Raw genomic sequence first — 22,134 nt, 5'->3', positions numbered from 1 at the left:
GCCGGGCGCGGGGGCCCCCCCCCCCCCCCCCCCGCCCCCCCCCCCCCCCCCCCCCCCCCGGGGGGGGGGCCCCCCGGCCGCCCGCGCCCCCCCCCCCCCCCCCCCCGTCGTCGTTCCCGGGTGTTCAGGACCTGGCGGCCACCGTCGTCGTTCCTGAGTGCTCAGGACCAGGCGGCCACCGTCGTCGTTCCCGGGTGCTCAGGACCAGGCGGCCACGAAGTACCCGACGCCGTAGGGGGCGTCCTCGAAGAGCAGCCGCCCGTCGAGCCCCGCGCCCCCGGCGGCGCCCGCGAGGACCTGCCAGGGGGCGCGGCCCGCCGCCTTCAGCTCGTACGCCAGCTCCGGGTCGAGGGCCAGCAGGGCGGGCGCGTCGGCCGCGCCGAGCGCGCGGGCGGCCGTCGCGTCGAAGCCCTCGGCCCGCTCGTCGAGGTAGCCGGGGGCCTTCACCGTGCGGCAGGCGCTGCCGTCGCCCAGGACGAGCAGGGCGACCCGCGCGGCGGAACCGGCCAGGCCACGGCCCAGCCCGGCGCACACGTCGGGGGTCGCGGCCTCGTCGACGGCCAGGCCCTCGACCGGCGCGTCGGCCCACCCGGCCCGGTCGAGGAGCCAGGCGCCGACGGCGAGGGAGCCGGGCAGCGGCCGGTCACCGGCCGGTGCCCCGGGGGCGGCCCGGCCGGCCGGTGTCCCCGGGGCTCCCAGGCGTACGGAGAGGTCGACGCCGAATCCGGCGAAGGAGCCCGTCGAACCGGCCGGGTGGACGCCCACCGCGCCCTCGCCCGCGGGCCCGACGACGTACAGCCGGTCCGGGCGGGCGGCGGCGAGCAGCCCGAGGACATCGGCACAGGCCGTCCGCGCGGCGTCGAGCTCGGGGGCGGCACCGGCCGCGACCTCGGGCACGAGGAGCGGGGGGCAGGGGCAGACTGCGGCGGCGACAAGCATGATCGGCAGCCTACTGGGCGGCCCCGCGCCGCACCGCGACCGAAGGCCCGGCCGCGCCGGGCGGTGCCACGATGTGCCACGCCGTACGGGCCCGGCCTCGCAGACCGCGTCGAGGCACCGCCCGGCGGCCGTCACCCCGGCCGGGCGGCGGGGCTCGCGTGCCCGGCGTGGGGTGCCGTGCTCCTCCGGGTGGCCGTGGTGGCCGGTCCGGGCCGTGTCCGGCCCGCTGGGAACGGTGTCAGTGGGTTCCGCAGGCCGGGACCGCGGCGGCCGGGAGGGGGGCCGGGACACCGATCTGCGGGAGGCCGAGCAGGACTCCCGCGGGCTTCGCCGCGGTCGTGTGGCGCTTCTCCCAGGCGTCGCCCGCGCGGGTGCGGCGGACCGCCTCGACCGGGCCCTCGGCGAGCAGGTGGTGCGGGGCCGCGTAGGTGATGGCGACGGTCACGACGTCACCGGGGCGCACTCCCCCGTCCGGCTTGGTGAAGTGGACGAGCCGGTTGTCGGGGGCGCGGCCGGAGAGGCGGTCGGTGGCACCGTCCTTGCGGCCCTCGCCCTCGGCGACCATGACGTCGAGGGTGCGGCCGACCTGCTTCTTGTTCTCCTCCCAGGAGATCTCCTCCTGGAGGGCGACGAGCCGCATGTAGCGCTCCTGGACGACCTCCTTGGGGATCTGGTGGTCCATCTCGGCGGCCGGGGTCCCGGGGCGCTTGGAGTACTGGAAGGTGAAGGCGTTCGCGAAGCGGGCCTCGCGGACGGTGTGCATGGTCTGCTCGAAGTCCTCCTCCGTCTCGCCGGGGAAGCCCACGATGATGTCGGTGGAGATGGCGGCGTGCGGGATGGCCGCGCGGACCTTCTCGATGATCCCGAGGAAACGCTCCTGCCGGTACGAGCGGCGCATCGCGCGCAGGATCGTGTCCGAGCCGGACTGCAGCGGCATGTGCAGCTGCGGCATGACGTTCGGGGTCTCGGCCATCGCGGCGATCACGTCGTCGGTGAAGTCGCGGGGGTGCGGGGAGGTGAAGCGGACCCGCTCCAGGCCCTCGATCCGGCCGCAGGCGCGCAGCAGCTTGGAGAAGGCCTCGCGGTCGCCGAGGTCGGAGCCGTACGCGTTGACGTTCTGGCCGAGCAGGGTGATCTCGGAGACGCCCTCGGCGACCAGCGCCTCGATCTCGGCGAGGATGTCGCCGGGGCGGCGGTCCTCCTCCTTGCCGCGCAGCGCGGGGACGATGCAGAACGTGCAGGTGTTGTTGCAGCCGACGGAGATCGACACCCAGGCCGCGTACGCCGACTCGCGCCGGGTCGGGAGCGTGGAGGGGAACGCCTCCAGGGACTCGGCGATCTCGATCTGCGCCTCCTCCTGGACGCGGGCGCGCTCCAGGAGGACGGGGAGCTTGCCGATGTTGTGGGTGCCGAAGACCACGTCGACCCAGGGGGCCCGGCTGACGATGGTCTCGCGGTCCTTCTGCGCGAGGCAGCCGCCGACGGCGATCTGCATACCGGGGCGCGTGGTCTTCATGGGGGCGAGGCGGCCGAGGTTCCCGTACAGCTTGTTGTCGGCGTTCTCGCGGACCGCGCAGGTGTTGAAGACGACGACGTCGGCGTCGCCGTCCGCGCTCTTGGGGGCCCGGACGTACCCGGCCTCCTCCAGCAGACCGGAGAGCCGCTCGGAGTCGTGGACGTTCATCTGACACCCGTAGGTGCGGATCTCATAGCTTCTTGGAACGGCTACGCCGTGCTCGCTCTTCGACTCCACTGCTCCACCCTGGCCTGCGCTGCTCATGCAATAAGGGTAAGCGTGTCCCTGGGGGCGTTGAGACGGGCGGCAAGATCGGGACCCGGGCACATGAGGATCTGCGTGTGCGTGCCCTTCCGCGCGGCTCCGCCCCTACCTCTGTTCCTGCGGCAGGCGACCAGCGTGAAGGCGCCTTCCATGAGGAGCCGCCGACGACCGTCCCCGTCCATCCGGGCCCACTGCTTCGCGTACGTCTCCCCGGTCGGAACGGAGATCCACTCGGCGTCTCGCTGGGGAGCCGCTCAAGCCTCTCGATGGCTTCCGTGTGGTCCCCATGGCTTGGCGTACCGCATCCATGGCGGGCCCCCTGCGGGAACCAGGGCGAGACGGGCCGTGAGGTTGCTGAGCGCTTCCTTGCGCCGGCCGATCTCTCTGGTGTGGTCCTTCCCCGGCATCAGGTGCGACTCATGCACTTCGACGCCCCCGAGGATGTTCGGCATCGTGACGTATGACGATGCCAGGGACTCAAGGTCATCGGCGTTGATCGCTCCGGCGTCGCACTGGCCCTTGTCGGCGTACTGGCACCTATGGTTCCGGTACACCTTCTCCCCACCCTTGATCTTCCTCGTTGCCCGCCACAGGCGGAGCTTGCCGCCGCAGTCGCAGTACGCCACGTCAAGGAGAGGGGCCGCGCCGGTCGTGCGGGTGCGGGGGGGCCTTCACCAGCAGGGCGAGAAGCTGCGCGGCTTGCGCGTCGGGAGTCGCCCCGCAGGATGCGGGTCACGACCTCAAGGGACTCCTTGTACACGTCAGGGTCGAAGTCGATCTGCAGCCCTTCCTTGTGCGGGCAGTCGCAGGCGTGCCAGTCGCAGCCGTCCACGTGCTCACGGGCTGTACCCGTACGTCGGGTCCCCTCCCGTCCACCTTCCCTCTTGCGGGTCATGGCTCGGGAGCTGGAGCTGTGGCCCGGGGAGCAGTCCCCGGGCAGGACGAGCGGGAGTGTCCTCTTGCCGGTGGTGACAGTGACGCGTGCCGGGACGGCAGCCGGGGCGCTCCGTCGGAGTGGTGAGGCCAGGGACCTCGGACTGTACCGTCGCCGGGACCCAAGGCCTTCCGCAGGAGGGTCTGGCGCGGCATCAGGGAACTGTCCGGGGTGGTCCCCTTGCGGCTACGACCTGTCCCCGGTAACCAGGAGAGTGCCGGTACGGCGATCGGCAGGCGGGGCGATGATGCGGGCCCGTACGTCCACGAAACCGGCTTCCTTCAACCGCGCCTCCCACTCCTCCGGCTCGTAGTCCCAGCGCTTCACGTACAGAGGATCACCGGGCGCAGGCGGCTTCATCTGTGTGGCCTGCGGGCCGACACAACCCGGGAGCGCGGGAGGATTCTGGGAGAACGCGTAGCGGCCGCCGGGGGCGAGCGTGGCGAGGACGAGCGGCAACAGGTCGTCGGGGTCGGTGAACCAGGAAGCGCCGTACACGCTGTAGACGGCTTGATACGTGGCCGGGGCGGCGGCCAGGAACCCGAGCACGTCAGCAACCTGCACGGCCAGGTGCGGGTACCTGTCCACGGCTGCCTGCACCTGCACTGGGGACAGGTCGATACCGGCCGCGTCAGCGCCGAGGGTGGCGACGTGGGCAAGGTTGCCGCCAGAGCCACAGCCAAGCTCAAGCGCGCGGGCACCGGGGCCGATGTCCCCGAGGACTTCCGCGCCGGGCCCGTGGTCGGGGTAGATCGTCCAGTTGAACCATGTGGTCTCACCGGCTGCGTTCGTGCCGCGGCGGCCGGGCCTGTCGGTGGCCCACTGGTCCCATGCCTCTACGTCGTGCTGCACGTCTCTCCCCGGGGGTGTGGCGGTGCCCCCAGGGCCAGTGTGACCCTGGGGGCGGTGCGGTGTTCGGGCGGTCTCATTGTCCGCCCAACGCCGCTACTTCTTCGGGCTGTTGTGGCATCCGGCGTGGCACTGCGAGCAGTCGGCCGCGCCCGTGCCCGGCCAGAACTCGGCGTCGATCGTGTGACCGGCCGTGAGGATGCTGTCCTTCGTGCGGGTGAGGGCGGCCCGGCCCGCCTCGGGGTTGGTGCCGTTCTCGTCGTCGTCCTCGGGGACGTGGTGGATGTAGACCACCCCCAGCGCCTTGCAGAAGGCGATGTAGTCGACCGTGCGCATGATGAACGCGTGCCAGAACAGGTCGACGCGGAGCGACGGGGACAGCGGCTCGGTGCTGTGGGCGGCGGTGGCGAGGTAGGCCGTCATCTGGTGCACGCCCCGGGCGCCGAGGTCGTCGCTCAGCTCGGGCCAGACCTTGCGTACGTCCTTGATGAGCTGGGCCGACAGGTCGGGGCTGATGAGGTCCTTGACGTTCGTGGGCTTCGTGGTGGTCACGTCTGTGCCTTTCGGATCGTCGGGGAGTCGGATTCACACAGCGGGCACCGACAGGGGGGCCAGACGGCCGTAGCCATGGGGTTCGGCTTCGATCCCGTGCCGGTCGAGCAGACGACCTGTCGGCCGAAGGTTCTGCCGTCGTCGCGGGACACCCGCACGGTCATGGTCATCCGCTCGCCTCCCTGGCCGGCGCGGTGTGCGGGATCGATGTTGCTGCGGGAGGCAGGGCCAGTGTGACGACGCTTCGGGCGTCACCGGGGCGTCTCTTGCAGGGGCGTCAATGTCGCCCCCATGGGCGTCAATCCGGTGTCATTGGGACCGTGTTGGCGATAGCTTTGACGTCATGACGACGACCGCCGTTGTGCCTAATGATGTGCTGCGGGCCGTGCGTATCGGCCTGCGCTTGAGCCAGGACGAGTTCGCCAAAGCGCTCCGGCAGGCGGGGCAGGATCTCGGGGAGCCGAACGAGGCTTCCAAGCGGCTTGTGCAGCGCTGGGAGTCCGGGACGAGCAAGACACCCCGGGGTGTGTACGCGCGGGCCCTGGAGAGGGTCACAGGGCGTCCCGTGGAAGCGCTGGGGTTCACCCTGCCGGTTCCGATGGCGAGGGTTCACGCAGACGGAACAAGAGGGCATGACATGGACGCAGGACAGGGCAGAGCCACCTCCGCCGCCGTCAGCGCCCGGACGCGGGGATCGGGCGCCGCCCGTCCCTTGGCCGGACAGGCCGATGGGGAGTACTCGGGTGTGTGGCTCAGCCGGTACGAGTTCTACTCGTCCAGCCGTGGCGACACGTACGAGGGCAAGCACTATGTGGTGATCGTGCAGCACAGGAACCGGCTGACCGCTCAGAGCCTCCCGGGGGCATCGAGCAACCCGGACAGTCCCTTGTCCCTCGACCTGACCGTTGACCGGAACGTCGTCACCGGCTCATGGGTCGAGGTGACCGCCGCCGATGGCTACTACAACGGTGCCCGCTACCACGGGGCACTACAGCTTCTGGTGGAGCCGACCGGCCGGAGGATGGCCGGGAAGTGGGTCGGGTTCGGCAAGGACTTTGATGTGAACACGGGGCCGTGGGAGCTGCGGCTTGTGGACAAGTCCACGTCGAAGGCGATCTTGGAGCAGTACTCCCGCGCCCCCGAGTGATCACGAGGGCCATCCCAGTGAGGTCGAAACGACCCCCGGCACCGGCGCGGACAGGATGTCCGACGATGAGCCGTGCCGCCGACCGTGACGACGTTGTGGAGCGTGTACACACGCTGCTCGCTGAGTGCGTGGGCGGGCCCCTGGGGGTCATGACGCCCTGCGGGCGACCCTGGACCACGAGATGGCCGCCAAGCAGCCCAGGAACCTCGCTGCGGACGAGAAGGCGGGTTTCTCCTCGCATCCCCGAGATGTCGCGTACCGTGCCGAGGCTCGGGCCCGGATGGAAGCGGACCATACCGAGGCTTCGGCCCGCCTGGCGAAGGCGGAGGAGCACACCGCCCGCTTCATGGCCGAGCGAGAGCAACGGGCCGGTAGCTGATACCGTCCGGCCGCGTCCCGGCACGGCCCGCCGTACACGGACCCAGGACGCCAGAAGACCCCCCGACCGGGCTTTGTGCCTGATCAGGGGGCCTTTCTGCGTTTCAAGACGACCAGAGGTCTAGGTGCGGATCTCATAGGTCTTGGCTTCGCCCACGATGCTGCTCCGGTCGCTGCTGCTGGTCATGGCTCAAGGGTAGGCGGTCGCGGGAGACCCTCCGTCCGGCGGCTCCTCGGCCCCGGCCGCGCGGGACAGGCAGGCGCGGAGCCGGGCCGGGTCGACGTCCTCCAGGGTGTCGGCGAAGGTGCGCCGGGGCGAGTCGGGGACGGGCAGCAGGGAGGGGACGACGAGGACGGCGCAGCCCGCCGCGTCGGCGGAGGCCGTGCCGTCCGGGGAGTCCTCGACGGCGACGCAGGCTCCGGCCGGCAGACCGAGGCGGGCGGCGGCGGTCCGGTAGGGCTCGGGGTGCGGTTTGGTGTGCGGGGTGTCGTCGGCGGAGAGCGTGAAGGCGAACGGGACGTGCCCGAGGGAGCCCCCGACGACGCTGTCCACGACGCTTCGGGGGGAGGCGCTGACCAGGGCGTACGGGATGCCTTCGGCGTCCAGCCGGTCGAGCAGCCGCTGGGCGCCGGGGCGCAGCGGGGCGCCCGCTTCGACGCGGGCGAGGAACTCCCGGCCGAGGTCGGCCGCGACCCGGGCGGGGTCGGCCGTCCCCGTGACGCGGACGAGGTGGGCGGCGGTGTCCTCGACCGCGCGGCCGACGACGTGGGGCGCGTCGGCGGTGGTGAGGCGGTGGCCGAGGCCCGCCGCGATCTCTTCGGTGACCTGCCACCAGAGGCCCTCGGTCTCGACGAGGGTGCCGTCCATGTCGAAGAGGACGGCGCCGAGCCGGGGGCTGGTGGCCGTGGTCCGGTAGGTGGTCACGCGGCGGTTCCGGGGAGGACGAGGACGGGCTGCGGGGCGAGGTCGAGCCGGGCGCGGGCGCCGACGGTGAGGCCTGTGGCGTCGCGGGAGGGCAGGTCGGCCTTGACCTCGGTTCCGGTGGGCAGGAGGAGGCGGACGCGGGTGACGGCGCCGAAGAAGGCGGTGCCGACGACGGTGGCGTCCCCGGCGGGGTCGGGGGTGGCGAGGACGTTCTCCGGGCGGACGAGTACGTCGACGTGGGCGTCGGGTCCGGTTCCGGTGCTGTGTCCCGTTGCGGCGGCCGGGTCCACGGGGACCGTACGGCCCGCGACCTCGACGGTGTCCGGGCCGGTGCGGCGGCCGGGGAGCCGGTTCATGGTGCCGACGAACTCGGCGACGAAGGCGGTGGCGGGGCGCGCGTACAGCTCGGCGGGGGCGGCGCACTGTTCCAGGCGGCCCGCGTTCAGGACGGCGACCCGGTCGGCCATGGAGAGGGCCTCCTCCTGGTCGTGGGTGACGAAGACGGTGGTGATGCCGAGGGAGAGCTGGAGCCTGCGGATCTCCTCGCGGAGGCTGAGCCGTACCTTCGCGTCGAGTGCGGAGAGCGGTTCGTCGAGGAGCAGCACCCGGGGTTCGAGGGCGAGGGCGCGGGCGAGGGCGACGCGCTGCTGCTGGCCGCCGGAGAGCTGGTGCGGGTAGCGGTCGCCGTGCCGGGGGAGTCCGACGAGGTCGAGGAGTTCGGCGGCGCGTTCGGCGCGGCGGGCGGCGGGGACCTTGCGGACGCGCGGGCCGAAGGTGACGTTGTCTCGGACGGTCAGGTGGGGGAAGAGGCTGTACGACTGGAAGACCATGCCCGCGTCGCGCCGGTCGGCGGGGACGTCGGTGATGTCCCGGCCGTCGACGAGGACGGCGCCGGAGTCGGGGTGTTCGAATCCGGCCACCATGCGCAGGGCGGTGGTCTTGCCGCAGCCCGAGGGGCCGAGGAGGGCGATGAGTTCGCCGGGTTCCACCGTGAGGTCGAGTCCGTCGAGGGCGACGGTGGTGCCGAAGGCGCGCCGCAGCGAGCGGAACTCCAGACGGGCTCCGGTGGCGGGGGGCGCGGGGCGCTCCGCGGTGGCCGATGACATGTCAGGACTCCTTACGGGCGGGTGCGGCGGCGCGGGCCGTTCCGGCGCGGGAGAGCGCGAGGAGCAGCACCCAGGTGATGACGAGGCTGAGGAGGGAGACCGCGACGGACATCCGGGCGTGGGAGCCGGAGATCGAGACGATCCAGACGGCGAAGGGCCGGAAGCCGAGCAGCGAGGCGATGGTGAACTCGCCGAGGACGAGGGCGAGGGTGAGGAAGGCCGCTCCGGCGAGGGAGGTCCGCAGGTTCGGCAGGATGACCCGGAAGACGGTGTACGGCCAGCTCGCCCCGCAGTTCCGGGAGGCTTCCACCAGGGTGGGGACGTCGACGGCGCGGAGTCCGGCGTCGAGGGCGCGGTGGACGAACGGCAGCGCGAGCACGGTGTACGCCAGGACGAGGACGACCGGGAAGGACTCGTCCTGCACGGCGAGGAACGTGCGGTAGAAGGGGGTGTGCGCGAGGTGTTCCGGGCCCCGGCGCAGGACCGTGGTGATGCCGGTGACCAGGGCGATCGGCGGGACGACGAGGGGCAGGGTGCAGAGCACCTCGACGAGGGGGCGCAGCCGGGGCGGGCCGATGCGGACGGCGATGAGGGCGGGGACCGCGAGCAGCAGGGAGAGCGCGATCGTGGCGGCGGCGAGGCCGAGGGAGAGCAGCAGGCTCTCGGTGAAGCCGTCGGCGCCGATGAGCTGGGTGTAGGCGTCGAAGGAGACGCCCTGGCCGGGCACGTGCACGGTGAAGACGAAGGACGCGAGCAGCGGGAGCAGGAAGTACGCGCCCGCGAGCGCGAGGACGGCGCCGCGCCAGATCCGGGGCCGGGGGCGGCGGCGGCGCGCGGCGGGGGCGGTGGGAGGGGCGGCCGGGTGCGGGTCGGCAGGGCCGGTGGGTGCGGGCGGGCCCGAAGAGCCGGTGGCCGTGTGCGGCATCGCGGAGTCAGTGGCCGGGTGGGGGTCGGCAGGGCCGGTGGCCGTACGCGGTGCCGGGGCGTGGTCGGCCCTACGCGGCTCCGCGACGCCGGTGGCCGTACGCGGCTCCTCGTCGCTGTCGGCCGTACGCGGGCTCACGGGTCCAGGTCCAGCTCCGGCGGCCTTGCGCGGGCTCGCGGAGCCGGCGATCGGGCCGGAGTCCGTACGCGGCACGGTGGGGCCGTCCGCCGTGCCGGGGGTCATCGCAGCCATCGGGCGCTCCGTCGGGTCAGGGGCAGGTAGACGGCCATCACCAGGGCGGCGACGAGGATCATGTCGAGGCCCAGGGCGAGGGCCACGTTCTCCTGGCCGGTGAGGACGTTGCCGGAGAGGGCGTCGGCGATCTTCAGGGTGACCAGCGGGACCGAGCCGCCGACCAGGGCGGCGGCCGTGGCGTGGGCGGCGAAGGCCGTGCCGAAGAGCAGGACCAGGCCGCCGAGGAGGGAGGGCGCGAGCACGGGCAGGCCGACGTACCGCCAGAACTGCCAGGGGGTGGCTCCCGCGTTGCGGGCGGCCTCGCGCCACTGGGGGCGCAGTCCGTCGAGGGCGGGCACGGTGACCAGGACCATCAGCGGGATCAGGAAGTACAGGTAGACCACGGTCAGTCCGGTGAAGGAGTACAGGTCCCAGCCGAGCGCGCCCAGGTCGCCGAGCTGGGTGACGACGCCCGAGATGCCGAGGGTGGCGATGAAGGCGAAGGCCAGCGGTACGCCGCCGAAGTTGGCGAGGACGCCCGAGGCCGTGAGGGCCGCCGTGCGCAGGGCCCGCGAGCGGGAGGTGACGACGGCCTGGGCGACGAGGACGCCGAGCACACCGCCGATGAGCGCGGTGAGCGCGGAGAGCTGGACGCTGCCGAGGAGCGAGCCGAGGTACGGGCCCTGGAGCGAGAGCGCCAGGTGGTCGCCGGTGAGGACGGTGGTGGTGGCGCCCTCGGGGGCGCCGGGTCCCGCTGGTTCCGTACGGGTCACCGCGCCGAGGAGGAGGGCGGTGAGCGGGAGGCCGAAGAAGACTCCGGCGAACAGGACGAGGGGGAGAACGGCGAGCCAGGTGCGCGGGCCGCGCCGTCGGCGGCGGGTGCCGCCGACGGTGTCCGCCCCCGGGTGGGGTGAGCTGGACACGGCGTCCGTCCCCGGGTGGGCCGAGTCGGACACGGCGTCCGTCCCCGGGTGGGGTGAGCTGGACACGATGTCCGTCCCCGGGTGGGCCGAGTCGGACACGGCGTCCGCCCCCGGGCCGGGCGTGCTGCCCGCCCCCAGGTGGGGAGCGGTGGGCACGGTGTCCGTCTCCCGGCGGGGCGGGCCCGGGGTGCTGTCCGTGCCCCGGCGGGGCGTGGCGGATGCGGTCATCAGGAGACGGCCTTGTCCCACTTCTCGGCGAGGGTGGCCTTGGCCTTGTCCAGCTCGGCGGAGGCCGGGAAGGCGGGGGTGCCCTCGACCTCGGGGAGCTTGGCGACGAAGGACTTGTCGGCGGTGCCGTCGGCGGTCATCGCGGGCAGCAGGACCGGGCGGGCGTACCCCTTGAGCCAGAGGTTCTGGCCCTCGGCGCTGTAGAGGAACTCCATCCACAGGCGGGCGGCGGCCGGGTGCGGGGCGTCCTTGTTGATGGCCTGCGAGTAGAACTGGGCGTAGACGCCGTCGGCGGGGACAGTGACCTTCCAGTCGACGCCCTTGGAGGCGAACTGGTCGGCGTAACCGGCGTTGAGGTAGTCCCAGTCGATGGAGATGGGCGTCTCGCCCTTCTCGACGGTGGCCGGGGTGGACTCGACGGGGATGAAGTTGCCGCTCTTCCGCAGCTCGCCGAAGAAGTCGATGCCGGGCTGGATGTCGGCGAAGGAGCCCTTGTTCGCGAGGGCCGCCGCGTAGACGCCGCCGAAGGCGGAGCCGGACTTGGTGGGGTTGCCGTTGAGGGCGACCTTGCCCTTGTACTCGGGCTTGAGGAGGTCCGCGAAGGTCTCCGGGCAGTTCGGGACGCGCTTGGCGTCGCAGCCGATGGAGACGTAGCCGCCGTAGTCGTTGTACCAGCGGCCGTCGGCGTCCTTCTGGGCGTCGGGGATCTTGTCCCAGGCCGTGACCTTGTACGGGGCGAACAGGCCCTCCTCGGCGCCGCTGCGGGCGAAGGCGATGCCCAGGTCGAGGACGTCGGGGGCGCGGTCCTGGCCCTTGCGGGACTTGACGGCGGCGATCTCGTCGGCGCTGGCGGCGTCCGGGTTCTCGCTCTGGATCTTGATCTTGGGGTACTTGGCCTGGAAGGCCTCGATGATCTCGCCGTAGTTGGCCCAGTCCGGCGGGAGGGCGATGACGTGCAGGGCGCCTTCCTTCTCGGCGGCGGCGACCAGCTTCTCCATGCCGCCGAAGGCACTGACTGAGGTGGCCTTGGCCGCCACAGCCCCGGCGCTGCCCGCGGCGGGTCCTTCGGGGGCGGCGCCGCAGGCGGCGGTGAGGGTGGTGAGGACGGCGGCGCCGAGCAGGACGGCGGCGCGGCGGCCGGAAGATCTGGGCACGGTCACTCCTGGGACGAGACGGGGGCGTCACTTGAAGCCTTGAAGGGGCTGCCACTTGTCTGAACAAGTGGAGCTCCAGTTCGCCCGGGTCCCACGACGTGGAGATGAACGGGACATGACCCGCCGGGGAGGAGTGCGCGAAGACCGGGGACACGTGAACCGCTGGTGAACTGCGGGCAGTTGACTGTGTCCGAAAGCGGTACCGGGGGCGTTCCACGGGGTTAGGGTGAGCCTCCGGGCCGGAACGCGCGGGGACCGGCTGCGCACAGCACCGACGGAAGGAGGGCCCATGGGCAGGGCGCGTTATCTGGAGATCGCCGAGGCCGTCCGGCGGGCGGTGCTCGACGGCGAGTACGCCGTCGGCTCCCAGCTCCCCTCCGAGGCGGACCTGGTGGCCCGCTGGTCGGCCTCCCGGGGGACGGTCCGTCAGGCGGTCGCCGTCCTGGAGTCGGAGGGGCTCGTCGGCTCCCGGCAGGGCGCCCGCCGCATCGTGCTGCGCCAGGAGCGCCCCCACAGCTTCGCCGAGCTCAACAGCTTCGCCCAGTGGGCCCACGGCATGGGGCTGCGCGTCACCAGCCGCATCCTGCTGCGGTCGCGGCGGGCGGCCACGCCCGAGGAGGCCCGCCGTCTCGCCGTACCGGCCGGGAGCGAGGTCCTGCACGTGCTGCGGCTGCGCCGCCTGGAGGGCGAACCGGCGATGATCGAGCGGACCGCGTACGCGGGCTGGGCGGCGCCCGCCGTCGAGGCGCTCCCCGAGGACTGCGTCTCGATCATGGAGAGCATCGCCCGGGAGTCGGGCATCGTCGCCCAGTACGGCGAGCACCTCATCGACGCGGTGGCGGCGGGCTCCCGGGACGCGGAGCTGCTCCACATCCGCCGGGGCAGCCCGCTGCTGCGGCAGCGGCACGTGAGCCGCGACCGGTCGGGGCGGCCGATCGAGTGGACGGACGACCGCTACCGGCCCGGCAGCATCACCTTCAGCGTGACGAACTCCGCCACCACGACCCCGCTGGAACGGCACCGGGGCGGGCCCGCGTCCTGACACCGGGACGCCCGGCACCGCCCGCTCTCCTGACGCCGCCCCTACACGGCGCCACGTACCCTGTCCTCTCCCGCAGGGTGGCCGGACGGGAGCCCGTGTGCCGGGAACCACCCCCGGGTTCCCGAGTCGGAGGGGACGCCGGGTCGCCGCCCGGCGGCCGCCCCCCACGCCCCGGAGATTTCCCCCACATGCCCTTCACGACCGCGTCCCTCGCCGCCGCCCAGCAGCCCGCCGGCGGTGTCGCCGGATGGGCCACGGAGCTCGTCGACACGATGGGCGGGCCCGGCGCCGGGCTCGCCATCGCCCTGGAGAACCTCTTCCCGCCGCTGCCCAGCGAGGTCATCCTGCCGCTGACCGGCTTCGCCGCCGGGCAGGGCGTGATCTCCCTGGCCTCCGCCCTGTTCTGGACGACCCTGGGCTCGGTGACCGGGGCCGCGGCGCTCTACTGGATCGGGGCGCTGTTCGGGCGGGAACGGATGCACGCAACCTGGGCGAAGCTGCCGCTGGTGAAGGCGAGCGACCTGGAACGGACCGAGCGGTGGTTCGCCCGGCACGGCACCAAGGCGGTGCTCCTGGGACGGATGGTGCCGGTCTTCCGCAGCCTGATCTCGGTGCCCGCAGGGGTCGAGCGGATGCCGCTGCCCGTCTTCCTGCTGCTCACCACCCTCGGCAGCTTCATCTGGAACACCATCCTCGTGATGGCCGGGTACTGGCTCGGCGACAGCTGGGACCTGGTCGAGGGCTATGTGGGCATCCTGTCGAAGGTGGTCCTCGGCCTGGCCGTACTGGCCCTGGCCGCGTTCCTGGCGGTACGGCTCCGCAGCCGCAGCGAGGGCAGGCACCGCCGGGTCTCCTGACGTCCCCGGAGCCGGGCGTTCCCGCTCCCGCCCCGGTCATGGGGCCGGACCCGCGCCCTGATCCCTACGCCGCCCCGGACACGTACGTACGCCGACTTCCGCGCGGGCACCGGACACGGACGCCGACGCGGCCCCGGGGCCCACGGCCGACCCGGGCGGCCGGTCAGCCGCGCCACTCCGCGAGGACCTCCTCGGTGTGCTCGCCGGGGAGCGGGGCGCGGCCCGGCGCTCCGGCGGGGGTGCGGCCGAAGCGGGAGGCGGGGGCGGGCTGGACCGAGTCGCCGACGGGCACGAAGGAGCCCCGCGCGGCGAGCTGGTGGTGACCGGCCGCCTCGGCGGCCGTGAGGACCGGGGCCACTCCGGCGTCCACGGCGTCGAAGACCTTCACCCAGTGGTCGCGGTCCCGGGCCGCGAAGCGCTCCGCGATCAGGGCGCGCAGGGCGGGCCAGGCGGCCGGGTCGGCGCGGTCCGGCAGTTCCTCGGCCCCGGTCAGACCCAGCTGGTCGAGGAGGTTCCCGTACAGCTTCGGCTCGATGGCGGCGACCGCGAGGTGGCCCCCGTCGGCGGCGCGGTAGAGCGAGTAGTGCGGGGCGTCGGTGACGGTGTGGATGCCGGGGGCCCGCCGCCACTGGTGGACGAGGGTGGCGATCAGGGCGGCGCCGTCCGCGAGGGCGGTGTCGACGACCTGGCCGCGCCCGGAGCGCTCGCGCTCGTGGAGGGCGGCGAGCAGTCCCTGGACATGGGCGTTGGCGCCGCCCGCGAAGCTGGAGAGGTACGCGGTCGGGGGCAGCACCGGGTCCCCGGTCCCCGGGTCGGTGTCCAGGGCGCCGGTCAGCGCCAGGACCGCCAGGTCGTGTGCGGCGCGGCCGGCCCACGCGCCCTGCTGGCCCCAGCCGCTGACCCGTCCGTAGACCAGGCGCGGATTGCGGGCGAGGGCCGCCTCGGGGCCGATGCCGAGCCGGTCGGCGACGCCGGGCCGGAAGCCCTCGACGAGGATGTCGGCGTGCTCGGCGAGCGCGAGGGCCTGCTCGACGCCCTCGGGGCTCTTGAGGTCGAGGGCGACCGAACGGCGGCCCCGGGACAGCGGGTTCTCCCCCGGGCGCGGGGCGTCGGGGCCGGGTGCGGTGCCGGGTGCCCGGTCGATCCGTACGACGTCGGCGCCGAGGCCGGAGAGGACGGTGCCGACGTACGCGGTGGGCGCCGCGCCCGCGAATTCCAGGACGCGTACTCCGGTCAGCGGTCCGGCCATGGCCAACTCCCTTGAATTCTCGATTCGGTGACGCGTTCCACGGTATTGCGGCGGGCGGGCGGAAGGACTGCGGAGATCCGTAGCGCCGGGAATTCGGCGGCGCCGGAGACTGGGAGGAAATACCGGGTCGACCGGGTCGCTCCGATTCTCCGGTTCATCCGGCTTCTTCGGTTCTCCGGTTCGTCCGGTCCCTTCGGTTCTCCGATTTCCCGGCTCCCGGTTCTCCGGCCCGCCGGTCCCCCGATTCCGAAAGGCAAGCGAATGGCCGTCGTCTACACCGCCGAGGTCACCTCCACCGGAGACGGGCGCAACGGCGCCGTGCACTCCTCCGACGGGCTCCTCGACCTCCCCCTGTCGAGCCCCAAGGCCGTGGGGGGCTCCGGCACCGCCACCAATCCCGAGCAGCTCTTCGCTGCGGGCTACGCCGCCTGCTTCCACAGCGCGCTCCGGGTCTCCGCGCGCGAGTCGAGGACGGCGCTCACGGACGACACGGTCACCGCCGAGGTGGCCCTGCACAAGGAGGAGAGCGGCTTCCACCTGTCGGTGGTGCTCGGCGTGGTGCTCCCGGGGCTGGCCCCCGCCGAGGCGCGGCGGCTCGCGGAGGCGGCGCACGGCCGCTGCCCGTACTCCAAGGCCGTCCGGGGCAACGTCGAGGTACGGGTGGACGTCACCGTCTGATCGGGCACCGCGCGGTCCGGGCCCCGGCCCGGACCGACCGCGCCGCACGCGTACAAGGGGGAAGCCCCCGTGGTCCTGCCACGGGGGCTTCCCTGTGTCCGGTCCGTCGCGGGGGCTTCCCTGTGCCTCCGCGACGGACCGGGGCTCCTCCGTGCGGCCGGTCCGCCGTGAGCGTGCCTCGGCGGACCGGCCGGTCCGTTACGGTCGTGCCGCCGAGGCCGCGGCCCGCGCCGCCGACGGGAGCGCCTCGACCACCCGGGAGACGGCCCGGTCGTCGTGGGCGGCGGAGATGAACCACGCCTCGAAGGGCGAGGGCGGCAGATAGACGCCCTGGCGGAGCAGTTCGTGGAAGAAGGGCGTGTAGCGGTACGCCTCGGTGGCGCGGACGTCGTCGAAGTCGACCACCTGGTCCTCGGTGAAGAAGACCGAGAACATGGTGCCGGAGTACTGCACCCGGTGGGCCACGCCCTCCTTGGTCAGGGCCGCCGACACCTCGGTGCCGAGGGTCGTGGAGACCTCGTCGAGCCGTGCGTACACCTCGGGGGTGCTGTGCCGGAGGGTGGCGAGGCCCGCGGCGGTGGCGACCGGGTTCCCCGAGAGGGTGCCCGCCTGGTAGACGGGGCCGGCCGGGGCGAGGTGGGCCATGACGTCGGCCCGGCCGCCGAAGGCGGCCGCCGGGAAGCCGCCGCCCATGACCTTGCCGAAGGTCAGCAGGTCGGGGGTGACCCCGTCGCGGCCGAACCAGCCCGCGCGGCTGGCCCGGAAGCCGGTCATGACCTCGTCGGAGATGAAGAGCGCGCCGTGCCGGGCGGTGATCTCCTTCAGGCCCGCGTTGAATCCGGGCAGCGGCGGGACGGCGCCCATGTTGCCGGGGGCGGCCTCGGTGATCACGGCGGCGATCTCGTCGCCGATCTCCGCGAAGACCTTCTCGACGGAGACCAGGTCGTTGTACGGCAGGACGATCGTGTCGGAGGCCTGGGCGCCGGTGACGCCGGGGGTGTCGGGCAGCGCGAAGGTGGCGAGGCCCGAACCGGCCGAGGCGAGGAGCGCGTCCACATGGCCGTGGTAGCAGCCCGCGAACTTCACGATCTTGCCGCGTCCGGTGAAGCCCCGGGCCAGCCGGATCGCCGACATGGTGGCCTCGGTGCCGGAGCTGACCAGGCGGACCTGCTCGACCGGTGCGACCCGGTCGACGATCTCCTCGGCGAGTTCGACCTCCCCGGTGGAGGGGGCGCCGAAGGAGGTCCCGTGGTCCAGGGCCCGGGTGACGGCCTCGACGACGGCCGGGTGCCGGTGGCCCAGGATCATCGGGCCCCAGGAGCAGATCAGGTCGACGTACTCGTTGCCGTCGCTGTCCGTGAGGTACGGGCCCTGTGCCGAGGCGATGAAGCGGGGGGTGCCGCCGACGGCGCCGAAGGCACGGACCGGGGAGTTGACGCCGCCGGGGGTGACCTTGCGGGCCCGCTCGAACAGGGCCTTGCTCGCGTGCTCTCCGCCGCTCATCGGCCGGTCTCCTCGGTGCTGGCGGGGGTGGCGGTGGCGTCCGTGACGGCCGGGGCCTCGGTGGTCAGTGCCGCGTCCAGGACGACGGCGCCCGTGGGCAGCACGCGCACCGGGTTGAGGTCGAGGGCGAAGCCGGGCGGCCAGTCCTGGACCAGCTCACCGACCTTGTGCAGGAGTGCGGCGGCCGCCTCGATGTCCACGGCGGCCCGGCCCCGGGTCCCGGCAAGTATCTTGGCGCCGCGCAGTCCGGCGAGCAGCTCGGCGCCCTCGCCCGGGGCCAGCGGCAGCAGCCGGTGGCCGACGTCGTCCAGGACCTCGGTGAAGATCCCGCCGAGACCGGCGGTGAGCACCGGGCCCAGGTCGGTGGTGTGGACACCGACGATCAACTCGACTCCCTCGTCGACGAGTTCCTCGACGAGGACCCGGCCGCCGAGCGCGGCGAGCCTGGCGTAGGCCTCGGGCGCGGCCTCGGCGGTGACGCCGACCTCGACGCCGCCCGCCTCCGTCTTGTGGAGCAGACCGGGGACGACGGCCTTGAGCACGGCGGTGCCGCCGACCTCGGTCACGGCGGCGGCCGCGTCCTCGGGGCTTCCGGCGATCCGGCCCTCGGGCACGGCGATCCCGGCCCCGGCGAGGAGGGCCTTCAGCTCCGGCTCGTCGGCCCCGGCGCCGGGGCCGGGCACGGTGCCGGGGCGGGGGGCGTCGGGCAGCACCCGGGGGCGGCTGACCTCCCACAGGGCGGCGGCGGCGCGCAGGGCGCGGGCCGGGGTCGGGTACTCGGGGAGTCCGGCCTCGCGCAGGTCGCGCGGGGCGTCGGGGGCGAGGAAGTCGGCGCCGGTGCGGGCGACGAGGATCGGCTTGCCGCCCTTCACGGCGGCCCGCGAGAGGGCGTTGACGGCCTTCTCCACGTCGGGTCCCGCCATCACGCAGAACGCGGCGACGATGATGTCGACGGTCTCGTCGGCGATGAGGACGTCGAGGGAGCGGTCGAAGAGCGAGGGGTCGCTGAGAACCGTGGCCGTGATGTCGACGGGGTTGTCGATGGCCCCGAAGGCGGGGACGATCTCGGCGAGCGCCTCCTTGCTGCGCGGTTCCAGCTCGCTGAGTTCGAGTCCGTACGTCTCGACGGCGTCGGCGGCGAGGATGCCCGAGCCGCCGGAGGTGGTGACGACCGCGACGCGGTTGCCGGTGGGCCGCCGCTCGGACTCGAAGACCCGTGCCACGTCGAGGAGTTCGTCGATGTCGTCGACGCGGACGATGCCGAGGCCGCGCAGGGCGGCGTCGAGGACCCGGTCGTCGGTGGCGAGGGCGCCGGTGTGGGAGGCGGCGGCCCGGCCGCCGGCCTCGGTGCGGCCCGACTTGAGCAGGGCGACGGGCTTCCCGGAGCCCGCGAGTTCGCGCAGGGTGCCGATGTCGGGGGTGTCCTCCAGATAGCCGAGGAGACCGGTGACCTCGGGCACGGCGGCGAGTTCGCGGAGGACTTCGAGGGCGGTGACGTCGGCGTCGTTGCCGGTGCTGACGACCCAGCCGGGGCGCAGTCCCCGCTCCAGGGCCAGGCTGGCGGCCCCGAAGCCGAGGGCGCCGCTCTGGCTGACGAAGGCGAGGGTGCCGGGCTCGAAGGGCACGGACTCGGCGCCGAAGAGGGGGCTGAAGGTGGCGAGGACGCGGTTCTCGTAGGCGACGGCGCCGATGCAGTTGGGGCCGATGATCCGCAGGCCGCCCGCGCGGGCCCTGGCGACGACCTCCGCCTGGAGGCGGGCGCCCTCCTCACCGGTCTCGGCGAAACCCGAGGAGGCGATGACGGCGAGCTTGACCCCGGCGGCCACGCAGTCGTCGACGGCGCCGGGCACCCGCTCGGCGGAGACCATGATCAGCGCGAGGTCGACCGGGCCCGGGGCGTCCTTCACGCTGGGGTAGGCGGGGACGCCGAGGATCTGGGGGGAGCGCGGGTTCACCGGCAGGATGCGGCCCTTGAAGCCGTACCGGAGGAGGTAGTCGAGCGGCTTGCGGCCCAGGGCGCCGGGGCGCTCGCTGGCCCCGATGACGGCGATGGATTCGGCTTCCCAGAGGGCCGAGATGTCACTCATGCGATGGCCTCGATCTTCTTCTCGTTCGGGTCGTTCGTGCCCGCGCCAGGGAGGGTCGCGGTGCCGGAGGGGGTCGCTGTGCCGGGGGTGGTCGCGGTGCCGGGGGTGGCTCCGGGAACGGGGGTGGTCGCTGCGACGGGGGTCGCTCCGGAAACGGAAGGGGTCGCCACGACGGTGGTGCCTCCTGAGCCGGGAGCGGTCGCCGTGACCGTGTCCGTACCGGTGTCCGTACCGGTGCCGCCGGTCTCCGCCGCCGCAAAGAGCCGGGTGAAGGCGGCGATGTGCCGGGCGCCGTCGGGGTCGGCCGCCAGTTCGCGGACCAGGACGGTCGGCTGGTGCAGGGCCTTGTCGACGATGCGCCGGACGCTGCGGTCGATCTCCTGCCGCACGGTGCCGTCGAGACCTTCGAGGCGGCGGGCGAGCCGGTCGAGTTCCGCCTCGGCGGCCTCGGTGGCGGCGGACCGCAGCGCGGTGAGGACGGGCTTGGCCCCGGCGAGCCGGAGGCCGGTGCGGAACTGCTCGACCTCGGCGTCGATCAGTTCGTGCGCGGCCTGGACGCTGGCCGCCGAGATCTCGTCCTCCTGGCCCTCCTCGGCGATGCGGCGGAGGTCGACGAAGGTGACGCCGGGCAGGTCGGCGGCGCCGGGCGCGATGTTGTGGGGCAGCGACAGGTCGAGCAGGAACAGCTCCCGGCCGTCCCGGGCGGCCAGCGCGGCCTCCACGTCACGGGTGGTGACGAGGTGGCCGGTGGCGGCGGTGGCGCCGACGACCACGTCGACCTCGGTGAGCAGCCGGGGCAGGTCCGTGAGGTCGTACCCCACTCCCCCGGTGGTCTCGGCGAGGCGCTGGGCCTTCTCCGGGGTGCGGTTGGCGACGTGCACCCGGTCGAGTCCGGAGCGGCGCAGCGCGGCGACGACGACTCCGGCGAAGGCCCCGGCGCCGATGACGAGGGCGGTCTTGCCGTGCAGGGAGCCGACCCGGCGTTCGAAGAAGCCGAGTCCGGCGGTGGCGAGGGAGCGGCCCGCCTCGTTGAGTCCGGTCTCGTTGCGGGCGCGCTTGCCGACCCGCAGGGCGGTCTGGACGGCCTTGGCGAGGACGCGGCCGGTCCGGTCGAGCCGCTGGGACCGTTCGAGGCCGAGTTTGACCTGGCCGAGGATCTGGTCCTCGCCGACCACGACCGATTCCAGGCCGGAGGCGACGGCGAACAGGTGGCGTACGGCTCCGTCGGCGTGGTGGCTGTAGAGGTGCGGGGCGATCTCCTCGTGGTCGACGCCGGTGTGCTGGGCGAACAGCTCGCCGAGGCCGGTCAGTCCGCCGGGGTCGCCCGCGCCGCCGGACGGGCCCCGGGTCTCGGCGTAGATCTCCAGGCGGTTGCAGGTGGAGACGACGACGGCGGCGTCGATGCCGTCCACGGAGGTGACGTCGGAGACGAGGTCCTCGGCGGGGCGGTCGGTGCCGGCGAGTCTCTCCAGGAGGTCGAGCGGGGCGCTGGCGTGGCTGATGCCGAGGACCAGCATGGAGGAGGACGAGGTCACCGGGTCACCGGTCCAGGGTCTGGGCGAACTCGGAGGCCCAGTAGGTGATGATCTGGGTGGCGCCCGCGCGGTGGATGGACGCGAGGCTCTCGCGGACGACCTGGTCGCGGTCGATCCAGCCCTTGGCGGCGGCGGCCTCGACCATGGAGTACTCGCCGGAGACCTGGTAGGCGGAGACGGGCACCTGGACGTGGTCGGCGATGAGCCGGACGATGTCGAGGTAGGCGAGGGCGGGCTTCACCATGACGAGGTCGGCGCCCTCGGCCACGTCCAGCGAGACCTCCAGGAGGGATTCGCGGATGTTGCCGGGGAACTGCTGGTAGCCCTTGCGGTCGCCGCGCAGGGTGGACTCGACGGCGTCCCGGAAGGGGCCGTAGAAGTGCGAGGCGTACTTGGCGGAGTAGCCGAGGATGGCCACGGACTGGTGTCCGGCCCGGTCGAGGGCTTCGCGGATGCGGCGGACCTGGCCGTCCATCATGCCGCTGGGGGCGACGATGTGGGCGCCCGCGTCGGCCTGGACGACGGCCGCCTGTGCGTACAGCTCGATGCTGGCGTCGTTGTCGACGTCGCCGTCGGCGTCGAGGACTCCGGTGTGGCCGTGGTCGGTGTACTCGTCGAGGTTGATGTCGCCGATGATCACGGTGGAGTCGCCGACCTCGGCGGTGACGTCCCGCAGGGCGACCTGGAGGATGCCCTCGGGGTCGACGGCGCCGGTGCCGGTGGGGTCCTTGTGCTCGGGGATGCCGAAGAGGATGAGTCCGCCGACCCCGTTGGCGACCGCTTCGGCGGCGGCCTTGCGGAGGGTGTCGCGGGTGTGCTGGAAGACGCCCGGCATGGACGGGATCTCGCGCGCTTCGGTCAGACCCTCGCGGAGGAAGAGGGGCTGGACGAGGTTGGCGGGGCCGACCCGGGTCTCGGCGGCGAACCGGCGCAGGGCGGGGGTGCGGCGCAGTCGGCGGGGGCGGTAGTAAGGGGCGGCGGGGTCGGTGGCCGCGGTGTTGCGGCCGTAGGCGTCGTACGTCATGAGCGTGACTCCTCGGGAGGTGTGACGGCTGGGGCGGTGGGGTGCGGTCGCGCGGAGTACTGCGGGGGCGGGGAGTACTGCGGTC

At 73.4% G+C, this 22,134-nt stretch carries 19 protein-coding genes; 5 read left to right on the top strand and 14 right to left on the bottom strand.

From position 1 onward, the window contains the following. Positions 1-198: 198 nt before the first annotated feature. The 4 genes from ACIRQY_RS11355 to ACIRQY_RS11340 form a co-directional block, all read right to left on the bottom strand. Positions 199-939: a class III extradiol dioxygenase subunit B-like domain-containing protein gene (locus tag ACIRQY_RS11355; protein ID WP_403923986.1), complete on the bottom strand. Its 741-nt coding sequence runs from the start codon at positions 937-939 to the stop codon at positions 199-201. Between the two features lie 238 nt (positions 940-1,177). Next, positions 1,178-2,719: a tRNA (N6-isopentenyl adenosine(37)-C2)-methylthiotransferase MiaB gene (gene miaB / locus ACIRQY_RS11350; protein ID WP_403923983.1), complete on the bottom strand. Its 1,542-nt coding sequence runs from the start codon at positions 2,717-2,719 to the stop codon at positions 1,178-1,180. 1,120 nt (positions 2,720-3,839) lie between these two features. Next, on the bottom strand, positions 3,840-4,505 hold the full coding sequence (locus tag ACIRQY_RS11345) for a class I SAM-dependent methyltransferase (RefSeq protein WP_403923981.1): 666 nt from the start codon (positions 4,503-4,505) through the stop codon (positions 3,840-3,842). A 93-nt stretch (positions 4,506-4,598) separates the two neighbouring features. Continuing rightward, the gene (locus ACIRQY_RS11340) at positions 4,599-5,054 is read right to left on the bottom strand and encodes a hypothetical protein (RefSeq protein WP_403923978.1); all 456 of its coding nucleotides are present in this window, start codon (positions 5,052-5,054) and stop codon (positions 4,599-4,601) included. A gap of 343 nt (positions 5,055-5,397) precedes the next feature. Here ACIRQY_RS11340 and ACIRQY_RS11335 point away from each other — a divergent pair, with 343 nt between their 5' ends. Next, entirely contained in the window at positions 5,398-6,201 is an 804-nt protein-coding gene (locus ACIRQY_RS11335) for a helix-turn-helix domain-containing protein (RefSeq protein ID WP_403923975.1), read from the top strand. Positions 6,202-6,382: 181 nt separating this feature from the next. Beyond that, the gene (locus ACIRQY_RS11330; RefSeq protein WP_403923972.1) at positions 6,383-6,580 is read left to right on the top strand and encodes a hypothetical protein; all 198 of its coding nucleotides are present in this window, start codon (positions 6,383-6,385) and stop codon (positions 6,578-6,580) included. A gap of 189 nt (positions 6,581-6,769) precedes the next feature. Here the strand turns inward: ACIRQY_RS11330 and ACIRQY_RS11325 are convergent, their stop codons facing one another. From ACIRQY_RS11325 to ACIRQY_RS11305, 5 genes are all read right to left on the bottom strand, one after another. Beyond that, positions 6,770-7,447 (bottom strand): HAD family hydrolase, encoded by a 678-nt coding sequence (locus tag ACIRQY_RS11325; RefSeq protein WP_403924668.1) that lies wholly within the window; start codon positions 7,445-7,447, stop codon positions 6,770-6,772. A 53-nt stretch (positions 7,448-7,500) separates the two neighbouring features. Next, positions 7,501-8,610, bottom strand: a complete 1,110-nt coding sequence (locus ACIRQY_RS11320) for an ABC transporter ATP-binding protein (RefSeq protein WP_403923969.1) — start codon at positions 8,608-8,610, stop codon at positions 7,501-7,503. A 1-nt stretch (position 8,611) separates the two neighbouring features. Beyond that, positions 8,612-9,367: an ABC transporter permease gene (locus ACIRQY_RS11315; RefSeq protein WP_403924665.1), complete on the bottom strand. Its 756-nt coding sequence runs from the start codon at positions 9,365-9,367 to the stop codon at positions 8,612-8,614. Between the two features lie 407 nt (positions 9,368-9,774). Further along, on the bottom strand, positions 9,775-10,920 hold the full coding sequence (locus ACIRQY_RS11310; protein WP_403923967.1) for an ABC transporter permease: 1,146 nt from the start codon (positions 10,918-10,920) through the stop codon (positions 9,775-9,777). Next, the gene (locus ACIRQY_RS11305) at positions 10,920-12,080 is read right to left on the bottom strand and encodes an ABC transporter substrate-binding protein (protein WP_403923964.1); all 1,161 of its coding nucleotides are present in this window, start codon (positions 12,078-12,080) and stop codon (positions 10,920-10,922) included. Before ACIRQY_RS11305 ends, ACIRQY_RS11310 begins: the two co-directional genes overlap by 1 nt. Positions 12,081-12,363: 283 nt before the next feature. Here ACIRQY_RS11305 and ACIRQY_RS11300 point away from each other — a divergent pair, with 283 nt between their 5' ends. Then, positions 12,364-13,116, top strand: coding sequence for a GntR family transcriptional regulator (locus tag ACIRQY_RS11300; RefSeq protein WP_403923961.1), 753 nt, complete (start codon positions 12,364-12,366; stop codon positions 13,114-13,116). 188 nt (positions 13,117-13,304) lie between these two features. Next, on the top strand, positions 13,305-13,973 hold the full coding sequence (locus ACIRQY_RS11295) for a DedA family protein (protein ID WP_403923958.1): 669 nt from the start codon (positions 13,305-13,307) through the stop codon (positions 13,971-13,973). 163 nt (positions 13,974-14,136) lie between these two features. Here ACIRQY_RS11295 and ACIRQY_RS11290 read toward each other — a convergent pair whose 3' ends face one another. Next, the gene (locus ACIRQY_RS11290) at positions 14,137-15,222 is read right to left on the bottom strand and encodes a CaiB/BaiF CoA transferase family protein (protein WP_403923955.1); all 1,086 of its coding nucleotides are present in this window, start codon (positions 15,220-15,222) and stop codon (positions 14,137-14,139) included. Positions 15,223-15,483: 261 nt separating this feature from the next. Between ACIRQY_RS11290 and ACIRQY_RS11285 the strand changes: the two genes are divergently transcribed. After that, positions 15,484-15,900: an Ohr family peroxiredoxin gene (locus tag ACIRQY_RS11285; RefSeq protein WP_403923952.1), complete on the top strand. Its 417-nt coding sequence runs from the start codon at positions 15,484-15,486 to the stop codon at positions 15,898-15,900. A 198-nt stretch (positions 15,901-16,098) separates the two neighbouring features. Here ACIRQY_RS11285 and hemL read toward each other — a convergent pair whose 3' ends face one another. From hemL to hemB, 4 genes are read right to left on the bottom strand one after another with little or no spacing between them, the layout of a single operon-like run. Further along, positions 16,099-17,403 (bottom strand): glutamate-1-semialdehyde 2,1-aminomutase, encoded by a 1,305-nt coding sequence (gene hemL, locus ACIRQY_RS11280; protein WP_403923949.1) that lies wholly within the window; start codon positions 17,401-17,403, stop codon positions 16,099-16,101. Further along, positions 17,400-19,490 carry an acetate--CoA ligase family protein gene (locus tag ACIRQY_RS11275; RefSeq protein ID WP_403923947.1) on the bottom strand — a complete coding sequence of 697 codons (2,091 nt, stop codon included), beginning with the start codon at positions 19,488-19,490 and terminating at the stop codon, positions 17,400-17,402. The genes hemL and ACIRQY_RS11275 overlap by 4 nt, the downstream gene beginning before the upstream one ends. After that, the gene (gene hemA, locus ACIRQY_RS11270) at positions 19,487-21,025 is read right to left on the bottom strand and encodes a glutamyl-tRNA reductase (protein WP_403923944.1); all 1,539 of its coding nucleotides are present in this window, start codon (positions 21,023-21,025) and stop codon (positions 19,487-19,489) included. The genes ACIRQY_RS11275 and hemA overlap by 4 nt, the downstream gene beginning before the upstream one ends. A 4-nt stretch (positions 21,026-21,029) precedes the next feature. Further along, positions 21,030-22,049, bottom strand: a complete 1,020-nt coding sequence (gene hemB / locus ACIRQY_RS11265; protein WP_351791055.1) for a porphobilinogen synthase — start codon at positions 22,047-22,049, stop codon at positions 21,030-21,032. Positions 22,050-22,134: the final 85 nt, after the last annotated feature.

This window comes from Streptomyces sp. NPDC101490, assembly GCF_044767145.1.
GTDB lineage: Bacteria > Actinomycetota > Actinomycetes > Streptomycetales > Streptomycetaceae > Streptomyces.
Note: the sequence above shows the minus strand (reverse complement) of the source record. Positions and strands in the feature narration are given on the sequence as shown.

Bases quoted from the DNA above. Each gene is read 5' to 3' on its own strand.
- ACIRQY_RS11355 (WP_403923986.1), bottom strand. From the start codon at position 939: ATGCTTGTCGCCGCCGCAGTCTGCCCCTGCCCCCCGCTCCTCGTGCCC.
- miaB (WP_403923983.1), bottom strand. From the start codon at position 2,719: ATGAGCAGCGCAGGCCAGGGTGGAGCAGTGGAGTCGAAGAGCGAGCAC.
- ACIRQY_RS11335 (WP_403923975.1), top strand. From the start codon at position 5,398: ATGACGACGACCGCCGTTGTGCCTAATGATGTGCTGCGGGCCGTGCGT.
- ACIRQY_RS11330 (WP_403923972.1), top strand. From the start codon at position 6,383: ATGGCCGCCAAGCAGCCCAGGAACCTCGCTGCGGACGAGAAGGCGGGT.
- ACIRQY_RS11325 (WP_403924668.1), bottom strand. From the start codon at position 7,447: ATGGACGGCACCCTCGTCGAGACCGAGGGCCTCTGGTGGCAGGTCACC.
- ACIRQY_RS11320 (WP_403923969.1), bottom strand. From the start codon at position 8,610: ATGTCATCGGCCACCGCGGAGCGCCCCGCGCCCCCCGCCACCGGAGCC.
- ACIRQY_RS11310 (WP_403923967.1), bottom strand. From the start codon at position 10,920: ATGACCGCATCCGCCACGCCCCGCCGGGGCACGGACAGCACCCCGGGC.
- ACIRQY_RS11300 (WP_403923961.1), top strand. From the start codon at position 12,364: ATGGGCAGGGCGCGTTATCTGGAGATCGCCGAGGCCGTCCGGCGGGCG.
- ACIRQY_RS11295 (WP_403923958.1), top strand. From the start codon at position 13,305: ATGCCCTTCACGACCGCGTCCCTCGCCGCCGCCCAGCAGCCCGCCGGC.
- ACIRQY_RS11290 (WP_403923955.1), bottom strand. From the start codon at position 15,222: ATGGCCGGACCGCTGACCGGAGTACGCGTCCTGGAATTCGCGGGCGCG.
- ACIRQY_RS11285 (WP_403923952.1), top strand. From the start codon at position 15,484: ATGGCCGTCGTCTACACCGCCGAGGTCACCTCCACCGGAGACGGGCGC.
- hemL (WP_403923949.1), bottom strand. From the start codon at position 17,403: ATGAGCGGCGGAGAGCACGCGAGCAAGGCCCTGTTCGAGCGGGCCCGC.
- ACIRQY_RS11275 (WP_403923947.1), bottom strand. From the start codon at position 19,490: ATGAGTGACATCTCGGCCCTCTGGGAAGCCGAATCCATCGCCGTCATC.
- hemB (WP_351791055.1), bottom strand. From the start codon at position 22,049: ATGACGTACGACGCCTACGGCCGCAACACCGCGGCCACCGACCCCGCC.